The organism is Anaerolinea thermophila UNI-1, from assembly GCF_000199675.1.
Taxonomy (GTDB): Bacteria; Chloroflexota; Anaerolineae; order Anaerolineales; family Anaerolineaceae; genus Anaerolinea; species Anaerolinea thermophila.
The window spans coordinates 3074828-3086489 of sequence record NC_014960.1; the positions used below are offsets into that span (position 1 = coordinate 3074828).

The 11662-nt window shown below is 57.4% G+C and carries 11 protein-coding genes; 8 read left to right on the plus strand and 3 right to left on the minus strand.

Going from position 1 to position 11662, the window contains the following annotated elements; genetic code table 11:
• Window positions 1-65: 65 nt before the first annotated feature.
• Entirely contained in the window at window positions 66-1571 is a 1506-nt protein-coding gene (locus tag ANT_RS13885; protein WP_013561159.1) for a head GIN domain-containing protein, read from the minus strand.
• 241 nt (window positions 1572-1812) lie between these two features.
• Between ANT_RS13885 and ANT_RS13890 the strand changes: the two genes are divergently transcribed.
• The 7 genes from ANT_RS13890 to ANT_RS13925 all read left to right on the plus strand — a co-directional run bounded on the left by ANT_RS13890 (window position 1813) and on the right by ANT_RS13925 (window position 8861).
• Window positions 1813-2676 carry a sulfurtransferase gene (locus ANT_RS13890; RefSeq protein WP_013561160.1) on the plus strand — a complete coding sequence of 288 codons (864 nt, stop codon included), beginning with the start codon at window positions 1813-1815 and terminating at the stop codon, window positions 2674-2676.
• A complete protein-coding gene (locus tag ANT_RS13895; protein WP_041455060.1) occupies window positions 2676-3116 on the plus strand; it encodes a SufE family protein in 441 nt (146 codons plus the stop codon). The genes ANT_RS13890 and ANT_RS13895 overlap by 1 nt, the downstream gene beginning before the upstream one ends.
• Before the next feature lie 150 nt (window positions 3117-3266).
• Entirely contained in the window at window positions 3267-4829 is a 1563-nt protein-coding gene (locus ANT_RS13900) for an ABC transporter ATP-binding protein (protein ID WP_013561162.1), read from the plus strand.
• 13 nt (window positions 4830-4842) lie between these two features.
• A complete protein-coding gene (locus tag ANT_RS13905) occupies window positions 4843-6129 on the plus strand; it encodes an ABC transporter permease (RefSeq protein WP_013561163.1) in 1287 nt (428 codons plus the stop codon).
• Window positions 6130-7401 (plus strand): ABC transporter permease, encoded by a 1272-nt coding sequence (locus tag ANT_RS13910; RefSeq protein ID WP_013561164.1) that lies wholly within the window; start codon window positions 6130-6132, stop codon window positions 7399-7401.
• A gap of 271 nt (window positions 7402-7672) precedes the next feature.
• Window positions 7673-7942: a YbeD family protein gene (locus tag ANT_RS13920; protein ID WP_013561165.1), complete on the plus strand. Its 270-nt coding sequence runs from the start codon at window positions 7673-7675 to the stop codon at window positions 7940-7942.
• A gap of 4 nt (window positions 7943-7946) precedes the next feature.
• Window positions 7947-8861, plus strand: a complete 915-nt coding sequence (locus ANT_RS13925) for a DMT family transporter (protein ID WP_013561166.1) — start codon at window positions 7947-7949, stop codon at window positions 8859-8861.
• A gap of 164 nt (window positions 8862-9025) precedes the next feature.
• Here the strand turns inward: ANT_RS13925 and ANT_RS13930 are convergent, their stop codons facing one another.
• On the minus strand, window positions 9026-9808 hold the full coding sequence (locus ANT_RS13930) for an alpha/beta hydrolase (RefSeq protein ID WP_013561167.1): 783 nt from the start codon (window positions 9806-9808) through the stop codon (window positions 9026-9028).
• 17 nt (window positions 9809-9825) lie between these two features.
• Complete coding sequence (locus ANT_RS13935) at window positions 9826-10821, minus strand: zinc-dependent alcohol dehydrogenase family protein (RefSeq protein WP_013561168.1); 996 nt, start codon at window positions 10819-10821, stop codon at window positions 9826-9828.
• A gap of 331 nt (window positions 10822-11152) precedes the next feature.
• Between ANT_RS13935 and ANT_RS13940 the strand changes: the two genes are divergently transcribed.
• A complete protein-coding gene (locus tag ANT_RS13940) occupies window positions 11153-11647 on the plus strand; it encodes a protealysin inhibitor emfourin (protein WP_041455063.1) in 495 nt (164 codons plus the stop codon).
• Window positions 11648-11662: the final 15 nt, after the last annotated feature.

Consider the following 11662-nt stretch of genomic DNA (forward strand, 5'->3'; position numbering starts at 1 on the left):
TTAAACAAACCACTCCGGAGAGGCTCTTGTCCATCTCCGGAGTGGCGTTTTCCTCCGCAATCTCTTTACTTTTCGCCCAGCGAGCGCAGGGTTGCCAGCCCATCGTTGCGCGGTTTGACGCGCGGACTGCCGTAGTACGCCACCGAGCCCGCGCCGGAAATGCGCGTCTCCAGTTCGTCGGTCACCCAAAGGGTCACATTGCCCAGCCCGTCCACACGCACATCGGCGCGCTCGGTGCGCAGGTCACCAGCATCCAGCGTACCCGACCCGCTGATCTCCACATCCAGCGCGGGAGCAATGCCTGCCGCCGTCACCTTGCCCAGCCCGTCAATAGTCACTTCCAGGCGATCCACCGTCAGCCCTTTGAGCGAGAACTCGCTGGCGCCTTCAATGCGCAGAGATAAATCCTTGCCTTCCCAGCCGTCCAGCATGATCTTCGATGCTCCACTGGCTTCAATTTCATTCAACGATTTGACGGTCAGGCGGTAACGGATACTGCGGGTGGGAGAAATGCCCACCCCGGGCTGAATGCCCAGCACCAGTTTTCCCGCTACCAAACGGCTGGTCAGGTAGGGCAGAAGGTTTTCGTCGGCTTCGATGACCAGTTCCTCTTTAGCGCCCTGAACCAGGGTCACCTCGCTGGCGCCTTCCACCAGCAGGCTGGAGACACCGCGCACCTCGCGGGTTTCGCTTGCCATCTGACCGTTGCCGGTGATGACTTCCGTGACGCTTCCCTGCGCAGAAATAGACGGGATGAACAACAAACCCGAGCGCACCGGCAGACGCGCCGCCGCGCCCGTCCACACCGCCCAGACAATCACCGCGGCGGTAATAAGCCCCAGCGCCAGATTCGCCAGCGGGTAGCGATGCCCCACCAGCACCAGCAAGCCAAACACCACCAGGAATGCAGGCCAGAGGCGGAAGATGGCGGTCAGGTTTTGCGATGGGAGTGCGCTGACCGAAACCAACAGCCACAGCACCCCAAAGGTGATAAACATGAGGGGCCAGAAGAAGTCCCACTCGCCGCCGGCTTCACCGCGGCGCAGGATGAAACGCGACAGCCGAATTGCCAGCAACAGCACACCCAGTCCGGCGAGAATCAGCGCCCAGAACAACCCGCCGCCCAGGCGCGCCCCCACCCCCACCAGGCTGAAGAGCAATTCAAAGATGGCGCCAAAAATCAGGAACAGGATAATCCCGACCTGCATGGTCTTCCAGCCGGAGCGGCGCATTTCAGGCAGATTGCTCCATAAGCCGTAAATCAGCAGGCCAAAACCTACGGAGACGATAATCAGCGCCCAGGCATACGCCCAGGTTTGATACAAATCAAAACGTTCCTGCACCCAGAAGATTGCCCCCAGCATGGTGACGATGCTGGCGGGAATTGCCAGCACCCCCAGCCCGCGTCCGCCAAACAGCATGGCAAGGAAAAGCAACCCGCCTACTGCGATAATGCCCAGGGGCCAGGTGAGGGTGATCCCTGCCCAACCAGCAACCTCAAAGGCTAAAAATGCCAACCCCATCAGAATCAGCAGGACGCTCAGCACAATACGAGCGCGTGAATCGTTCATAAGAACAAACTCCTCTCTGAGAACAAATCTTGCAGGCGCATGGAAATCCCAGCACTCTGTTTCAGTATACGCAAAAGCACGCCAAAAATTGCAGGATTTTCCAAAAAATTCGACCCGGATATCCAGTTTTCGCTCAAGCAGATGTTTCACGTTATGCCATACAAACTTGACAAAACCTCTCAGGAATTTTTATAATAAATCATATAAAATTTATCCAATTTAACCTCGAAAGGAGGTTGTCATGACAACCGAACAATACGCACATCCGGAAGTGCTGGTCGAGACCGAGTGGTTAGCCCAGCATCTCCACGACCCCAACCTGCGAATCGTCGAGTCTGACGAAGACCCCTTACTGTACGACACCGGCCATATCCCCGGCGCAGTCAAGGTGGACTGGTTCACTACCCTGCAAGACCCGGTGCGCCGCGATTTTATCAACCAACAGCAGTTCGAAGCCCTGTGCAGCAGCCTGGGGATTGCCAACGATACCACGGTCATCTTCTACGGCGACAAGAACAACTGGTTTGCCTGTTACGCCTTCTGGCTGTTCGAGTATTACGGGCATGAACACCTGCGCATCCTCAACGGCGGACGGCAAAAGTGGCTTCAGGAAGCCCGTCCCATCACCCGCGAGGTGCCGGTATATCCCCCCACCGACTATCGTGCCAAACCCCCCAAGCGTGACATTCGCGCTTTCCGCGAGGACGTCTTCCGACACATTGAGACCGGCGGCGCACTGGTGGACGTGCGTTCGCCACAGGAATACACCGGCGAACTGCTCCACATGCCCAATTATCCGCAGGAAGGCGCCATGCGCGGCGGACACATTCAGGGCGCAGTGAACATCCCCTGGGCAATGGCCATTAACCCCGAAGACGGTACGTTCAAACTGCCCCAAGCCCTGCGCGATCTGTACCAGGGCAAAGGTATCACCCCCGACCGTGAGGTAATTGCCTACTGCCGCATCGGCGAGCGCAGTTCGCACACCTGGTTTGTTCTCAAGTACCTGCTGGGATACCCGCAGGTGCGCAATTACGACGGTTCATGGACGGAATGGGGCAATCTGGTAGGCGCACCGATTGAGAAAGGGGCAGGACCGTCGTGATGCTCCCGCAACGCCTTGCCGAAATTGTTGAAGATTTCCGCCTTTGTCAGGGGCGGGAGAAACTGGAACTGCTCTTGCAGTACGCCGAGAGCCTGCCCACTTTGCCCGACCACCTGAAGGAGCATCTCAACGAGATGGAAGCAGTACCCGAGTGCATGACGCCGGTTTCGGTAATGGCGGAATGGCAGGAGAATGGAGCAATTTTCCATTTCGCCGTGCCGGCCGAATCGCCCACCGTGCGCGGCTATGCCGCGATCATCGCCGAAGGACTGCGTGGGGCTACACCGGAGGAGATTTTGAATCTGCCTTCGGACTTTTACATAGCCATGGGGTTGCAAGACGTGGTCACTTCCCAGCGTCTAAACGGCATGGCAGCCATTGTGGCACATGTCAAACGACTGGCGCTGGTACGCCTGGAACAGATGAACAAACCATCCTGACAAAACCTCCCCCGCAAACGGGGGAGGTTTCATTATATAAGGGAAAATTTATGAACGTTGTTCGCGGGAAATATGACAAAAGGAAGGGGTACTTGTCTAACATTGTGATAAAATAAACGCAATTCTTTCCTTAAACGAAATGGAGGATTCATGACACCAGTTCTGCAGTTAAAGGGAATCACCAAGCGGTTCCCGGGCGTACTGGCGAATGATCACATCGACTTAACCCTCAACGAAGGCGAAATTCTGGCTTTACTCGGGGAAAACGGAGCCGGAAAATCCACATTGATGAACATCCTGTATGGCTTGTATCAGCCGGATGAGGGTGAAATCTATGTGCGAGGCCAGAAAATTACCGTGCATTCTCCATTGGATGCGATTCGAGCCGGGATTGGTATGGTGCACCAGCACTTTATGCTAATCCCGGTTTTTACTGTCACGGAGAACGTCATGCTGGGCGCAGAGACGGTGCGCATGGGCGATTTCCTTGACCGCGAGAAAACCGCTCAGCGCATCCGCGAGATTTCCGAGCGCTATCACCTGGAAGTGGACCCTTACGCCTACGTGCGCGATCTGCCGGTAGGCGTGCAACAGCGCGTGGAAATCATCAAACTGCTCTTCCGCGAAGCCAACATCCTCATCTTTGACGAGCCAACCGCCGTGCTGACCCCACAGGAAGCCGATGAACTCTTCGTCATCATGCGCGAACTGGTCAAGCAGGGCAAATCCATCATCTTCATCACCCACAAATTGCGCGAAGTGCTGGAGATTTCCGACCGGATCATGGTCATTCGCCGTGGCAAAGTGGTGGGTGAAACCACCCCTGCCGAAGCCGATAAAGCCAAACTGGCAGAGATGATGGTGGGGCGCGCCGTGCGTCTGGAAGTAGAAAAAGAGATTGCCAAAGCCGGAGATGTGGTGCTGGAGGTCAAAGACCTGGTGGTTGCCGATGCGCAGAAGCAAATCACCGTGGATGGCGTCAGTTTTGACGTGCGTGCAGGCGAGATTCTGGGTATCGCCGGCGTACAGGGCAACGGTCAGACCGAACTGGTAGAAGCCGTCACCGGATTACGCCATCCCATTTCCGGCACCATCCGTCTGCTGGGCGAGGACGTAACCTTTGCCAACCCACGTAAAATCACCGAGTTGGGGAGCGCGCATGTGCCTGAAGACCGCCAGCGCGATGGGCTGGTATTGACCTTCCCGGTGGCAGATAACATTGCACTATGCACCTACTACAAACCACCCTTTGCCCGGGGAATCCGCATGCAGGAAAAGGAAATCCTCAGGACCGCCGAGCAACTCATCAAAGACTTCGATATCCGCACGCCGGGACCACTGGTGAATGCCGGCAACCTTTCGGGTGGTAATCAGCAAAAGGTGATTGTGGCTCGCGAATTTTCGCGTCCCATCCGCCTGCTGGTAGCCTCTCAGCCCACCCGCGGTCTGGATGTAGGCTCGATTGAATACATCCATAAGCGTATTGTGGAAAAACGCGACGAAGGTTGTGCAGTCCTGCTGGTTTCGTCCGAATTGGATGAAATCATGGAACTGTCAGACCGCATTGCGGTGATGTACCGCGGCAAAATCGTGGCGATTGTGCCCGCCGAACAAGCCACCAAGAATTACATTGGCTTGCTGATGGCAGGCGTCAGTCCGGAACAGGCAGGCGCCCCGCAGGTTGGGGAGCGCGTCGTCGAATCAACCTTGTGACACGGGGTGGATCGTGAGCGAAAACAAGCCGAAACAAGATGCAGGAAAAGTCTTTTTAGAGGAAGTCACCGGGCAGTCCGAAGAAGCTCAGCGGCTGAAAGGCTGGCGCAAAACCGGGCGCACCCTGGTGGTTCCTCTGCTGGCAATTTTCACCGGTCTGGTCTTCGGTGCCATCTTTATTGTGGTGACCAGTGAAGACGTGTACGCCGCCTTCCGCGTGTCCTTTGGAACGGGCATGGCGGCAGTTTGGAAGACCATCATTCAGTCGTATCAGGCGCTGTTCACCGGCGCACTGGGCGATCCGGCACGAATTGTGGCGGCATTTCAATCGGGCAACCCGCTGGAGATTCGCCGCGCGGTGAATCCCATTCTGGAAAGCCTGGTGAATGCCACGCCCTACATCTTCGCCGGGCTGGCGGTGGCGCTGGGCTTCCGCTCGGGGTTGTTCAACATCGGTGTGGAAGGGCAGTTGTTCATGGGCGCCGCCGCGGCAACCGCTGTGGGCATTTTCGTCAAGGGCTTGCCGCAGATCATCCATGCGCCGCTGGCATTCCTTGCCGGTGCGCTGGGTGGGGCGCTATGGGGCTTCATCCCCGGCTGGCTGAAAGCCAAAACCGGCGCGCATGAGGTCATCAACACCATCATGATGAACTGGATTGCCTTCCGCCTGACCGAGTGGCTGTTGTCGGGCCCGCTCACCCGTCCGGGTTCGGGCGGTTTGCCCATCAGCCCCATCATCGAAAAGTCGGCGGAAATTCCGCAGTTCTTCCCACCGCCCATCCGCTTCCATCTGGGCTTCTTCATCGCGCTGGCATTTGCCTACGCGGTGCACTGGTTGCTGTTCAAAACCACCTGGGGCTTTGACCTGCGAACGGTGGGCGCCAACCCCAATGCGGCAAAGTACGCCGGCATGAACATCACCAAGAACATTGTGCTGGCGATGACCCTCTCCGGCGCGCTGGCGGGCATGGCGGGCGCCAACCAGATTCTGGCGGTCAACCGCAGTATGGCGCTGGGACTTTCGCCGGGCTACGGTTTCGACAGCATCGCCCTGGCGCTGCTGGGCAACAGCACGCCGATGGGTGTGGTGCTGGCTTCCCTGCTGTTTGGCGCTCTGCGCAACGGCGCTACCCGCATGGAACTGCTGTATATCCCCAACGACATTATTTCCATCATTCAGGCGCTGATCCTGGCATTTGTCGCCGCGCCTGCCATCATCCGCACCATTTACCGCATTCGTGTTCCCAAAGAAGCGGAAGAAGCCGTCTTTACCGGCAGTTGGGGAGGAGGGAGCAAGTAAATGGCTACTTCTACCATTGTTATTCACCGCAAAGTTGAGATCATTTCCCCCACCCGCCAACGGGTAACCGGCATTGTCGAGGTGTTGCTGGGGGTGTTGATTTTCCTTTTCTCGCGGCGCGCCGAGCCGGGCATGGTGGCGCGCTTCGTGATGACCCCCGGCGGGCTGGATCGCGGCGCAGCGCCGGATTGGATTGTACCTGCTTATGCTACCCTGCTGGTGCTGGCAATTCTTGCCGTAGGGTTGGGCTTGGTGCAAATCTTCCGCGGCTTTGGACGCTGGATGAATCTCGTACTGAGTGTGGTGGTTGCCCTGTTCGTCTTTGCCTTCCTCACCTGGGCAACCGCGGGCAAGTCCCTCAACCTGGTGGGAATGCTCAGTGCGGCAGTCCTGCTGGGCGTGCCCATCATCCTCGGTGCCTTCTCCGGTGTGCTCTCCGAGCGCGCGGGTGTGGTCAACATTGCCATTGAGGGCATGATGCTCATGGCAGCCATGGTGGGCGCACTGGTGGGAAGCGTCACCAAAAACATGTGGATTGGCTTGCTGGCGGCAGTGCTTTCCAGTATGTTGCTTGCGCTGATTCACGGGGTACTGTCCATCCACTACAAGATTAACCAGATTATTTCCGGTACGGTGATTAACATCTTCTCCACCGGGTTGACTTCATTCCTTTCGGCAAAGTTCCTGCAAACCTATCAGCAGTTGAACAACCCGCCCATCTTCCCGCGCATTCCCATCCCCCTGCTGGCGGATATTCCCGTCATCGGACCGCTTTTCTTCAACACCAACCTGTTTGTGTACATCATGCTCATCGCGCTGATTGTCATTCAGGTAGCGCTGTTCTCCACCCGCTGGGGCTTGCGCTTGCGCGCGGTGGGCGAACACCCTAAAGCCGCTGATACACTGGGCATTAACGTCTTTGCCACGCGCTACATGGCAGTCCTGCTCAGCGGCTTGATGGCGGGCATCGGTGGGGCGTTCTTCACCCTGGGTTCGGTAGGGCGCTTTGATGAAATGATGACCGCCGGTAAGGGCTTCATCGGTCTGGCAGCCATGATCTTCGGCAACTGGACGCCGCTGGGCGCGTTCGGCGCGGGGTTGCTCTTTGGCTTCGCCGATTCGATTGCTACCAAACTGACCATCCTCGGCACGGGCATCCCCACACAGTTCATGGCGATGTCGCCCTACATCGTCACCATGATCGTGCTGGCGGGCGTGGTGGGACGCGGTCAAATGCCTGCCGCCGACGGTACGCCGTACGAGAAAGAGTAATTCCAGAGGAAATCGAAATGAAGGGCTGGCGTGATTGCCAGCCCTTTTTTGTGCGTTTTGCTCGGGGGCCATTGCCGTGCACCTCGACATACTCTTCGCACTTCCAGGGGGGTACCGCAAAGGCGCTAAGGATGCAAAAGGAGGAATATCTTGCACCTCGACACACTCGGCGTACGGTTGATCATGCGCCCTTCGGCAGGCTCAGGGCGCGATTAAAAATGACCCGCTTTTTCACCCTTGAGGGGCGCGCAGAATCGGGTATACTCGGCGCATGATGAGTCTGGATCGTGAAGTTTTTGATTTTCCTACCGTCATCCCGCTCAAGGTGATTGGACGCAACGAGCAGGATTTTGAAGCCTTTGTCGTTTCGCTGTTTCAGAAGCACCTCGATGAGGGGGATATCCAGAAGGTAGAATCGCGCCTCAGCCGCGAAGACCGCTACCTCTCGGTGACCGTGTCTTTCACCGCCTCATCGCGGGTGCAGTTGAACGCCATCTACGCCGAACTGCAGAGTCATCAACGGGTTTTGATGGTGATTTAAAGCCATGTGGCGTTCCAACGCACTCTTGCTGGTGGTCACTGCCATCTGGGGCATGGGGTTTGTCGCCCAGCGCTTGGGCATGGAGCATGTGGGGGTGTTTACCTACAATGCGCTGCGCTTTGGCATGGGGGTGCTGGCGTTGTTCCTTTTCCTGCCTCTGGTACGCCGTTTTGAACCGCTCCGCGCAAAGGCGAGTCCGCGCACCCTGCTGAAAGCCTCGCTGCTGGCAGGGGGACTGATGTTCATTGCCTCGACCCTGCAAACCGAAGGACTGGCATACACCACAGCAGGCAAGGCGGGCTTCATCACTGGTCTGTATGTGGTGCTGGTGCCTTTGCTGGGGCTGGTGTGGGGACAGCGCACCCACGCGGCGACTTGGGTGGGCGCGGTGCTGGCAGTGGCCGGGCTGTACCTGCTCAGTGTCAACGAAGCCCTGCAGGTCTCCCGCGGCGACTGGCTGGTGCTGGCAAGCGCGTTTTTCTGGGCGGCACACATTCAGGCGCTGGGATTTCTCACCCAAAAAGCCGATCCGGTGTACATCGCTATCGGGCAGTTTGTGGTGGTTACCCTGCTCAGCCTGCCGGGCATGCTGGGCTGGGAGCGCCCGGCGCTGGCAGAGATTTCTTCTGCCGGTGGGGCAATCCTCTACGGCGGGCTGATGGTGGTGGCGGTATCCTTCACCCTGCAGGTGATTGCTCAGCGCGATGCACACCCCGCTCACGCCGCGGTGATCATGGTGATGGAATCGGTCTTCGCCGTGCTGGCAGGCTGGCTGGTGCTGGGGGAAAGCCTTTCTCTGCGAGGATTCTTCGGATGTACGCTGATGACGGCTGGCATGCTTCTTTCGGCGCTGGCACCGCATCTGCATGCCAGGATGGGTCTATCCGCCCTGCAGGTGAAGGCAGGCGAAAAGCAGTAAGCACGCCAGTTGAGGTTTTATCGCAAAGATGCAAAGGACGCAAAGGAAAGAGTAACGTTCGTTGAGCCTGTCGAGACGAACGTATAAAACCTGCCAAAGCGCAAAGAACAGGAGATACGGTGAGGGTGTCGAACCTTGCGCACCTCTACCTGCCTCAGCAGCGGCTAACTCAGCAGGGCAGGCATGCCGTCATTCGAGGTTTCCTTAATAAATCGCTCAATACGCTCAGCGGCGGCATCTACTTCCTGATCAATCAAAATCACGTGGCTGGAGTTCTCAAACCACACCAGCGATTTATAGGGTGATGAAACCCGCTCCAGGATGAACTTTCCCGCCTCGGGGTGGACGGTGGTATCGTACCGTCCCATCAGCACCAGAATAGGCTGGACGATTTCGGGCAAACGGCGCTCCACTTCTTTCTGGAAGCGGAATAACTGCTGTACCCCTTTCAACGGGTTGACCGGATAGCCCTGCCAGTTCGAGGAAGCATCCAGCCCACCTTTGGGCATGGAAGCCTTGAAAAGGCTGAGCAACGGCAGAGCGGCTTTCTGCAATGGCGAAATAAGCAGGCGGATGGCAGGGGCTGAAGCAATGACCCCTTCGGCTTCACGGTGCTCTGCCGCCAGATACAACGCCACCAATGCGCCCATGGATTCACCCAGCAAATAGACTTTCTGGCAGGTTTGCTTCAACTGCTGGTAGGATTCTTCGGCTTTAGCAACCCAATCCTGCCAGCGGACTCGATTCAGGTCATCGGGGTGTGTGCCGTGACCAGGTAAAAGCGGCGCGGCAACCGTGTAGCCATGCGGGTGCAGGCGCTCGGCGACCATGCGCACTTCCACCGGCGTGGCGGTGAAACCGTGAATCATCAGAATGCCAATGGGACCGGCTTGCCAGAAGAACGGCTCGCCATTGAGGTGGGGGTTGTGCAAATTGGGTTGATTCATGGCAAATCCTCCGGGAGTCAGGCTTGAGGCAGAATCATCACCTTCTTGACGCCTTCGGCGCCTTGCTCCAGCAGTTCGCAACCGCGCAAAAAGTCCGCCAGCGGCAGGCGATGGGAGATGAGGTCATCCACACGCAGGGCGCCGCTTTGCAGTAACGCCACCGCCTGATACGAATTGCGCTTTGAGGTGAACGACCCCATCACCGTCAAGCCCTTGCGGAAGATTTTGAATGGCTCAAGGGCCATGGTGGCATCCGAGCGGGGCACGCCAAACCACAACACCTTCCCGCCCGAGCGGACGTAATCCAGCGTGCGGGCAAGCACTGCCGGAACGCCGGTGGCATCAATCACAGCATCGAAAGAATCGGGGGAAAGATCGTCCAGACTGCTCAATGCCCGGTCGGCGCCGGCTTCGGCGGCAAACATCAGGCGGGCGGGGTTGCGTTCCACCATGGTAATATGCGCCGCACCCTGCAGACGGGCGACGCGCATCAGTTGGATACCGATGGGTCCCGCACCAATGATGAGCAGGCGGTCACCCATGCGCGGCGAGAGGTTCTCCATGCCGTGCAGGACGCAGGACAGCGGCTCCATGAAAGCGGCTTGCTCGGCAGGCAGGTCACCCACGGCAAAAGCGGCTTTTTCGGGGACGACTACGTACTCTGCCATGCCGCCCGGCAGGGTGACGCCCACTGCCTGCCAGTTGCGGCAGAAGTTCTGACGGTTGTTCAGGCATTCCTCGCAGGCATCGCAGGAAAGGTTTGGCTCCACTGCTACCCGATCGCCGACACGAAAGCGGGTGACACCTGCACCTGTCTCGACCACCGTGCCGGAAAACTCATGCCCGGGGATGACGGGATAGTTGCCCATGTATTCTCCGCGCAGGATGTGCAGGTCGGTGCCGCAAATGCCTGAGGCTTCCACACGGATGAGAATCTCTTTCTCGCCGGGGGTGGGGATGGGAAGGTCGACAATTTCTACCTGATGGGGCTGTACAATGCGAACGGCTTTCATAGAGAACTCCGCTAAGAGGTGTCTACAAGATTGTATCTCACAATTTCCCGGGGATGGAATGGAAAAATGCCAGGAAAATGTCCTGACTTCTTAACCTATTGTTTAAAAAATACCGGTTTTTCTCTGGTAAAAATTCTGTTATACTGATGATAGCCTTACGCAGCATTCGTTTTCTTTTCACAAAATAGCATCACCCTTCCAGGTGAAAGAACGTTTTTCCGGAACTTCCGGGATACTTTCCCCCCCGAAATTCGTCTTTACCCTGTGAAACTTCAAAAGTCTTTCGGTAAGTTGCCGAAGGACACGAATGTCTTTGATCAAGGGGTGTGACATGAAACATTTTCACCGGGTCTTATGGCTCATGCTGATTGGGCTGTTGGGGATGGCATCCTGCGCACCGCTCTCTGTCCCAGAGGGGCAACCCTCTGCCACTGTTTCATCGCTGGAAGCCAAATCCCTGCCGCAGTGGCAGGTGCGCCTGAGCCAGTCGGGCGGGTTTGCCGGGGTTTCCCGCCGTGTGGAACTGGACAGCAACGGCGCGTTGAAGGTAAGCGATGAAAACTCAGGGGTGGAAATTACCACAAACCTGCCGCCGGAAGCCCTGAAAGAGATCGCCGCACTGGTGCTGGAAGCGCAGGCAGGGGAACAAAAACCTGTCCCGCCCGGCTCTGCCTGCCGGGATTGCTTCAATTACGTCCTGACCATCGAACGCGATGGGGAACGCATTCAGGTGCGCGCGGATGATATGACGCTGAATCAGGTGCCGCTTGAACCTTTAATCTCCCGATTGCTGGAACTCCAGAAAGAAGCCCTTTCTGGGAAGTAAGATGTCTTACAGATT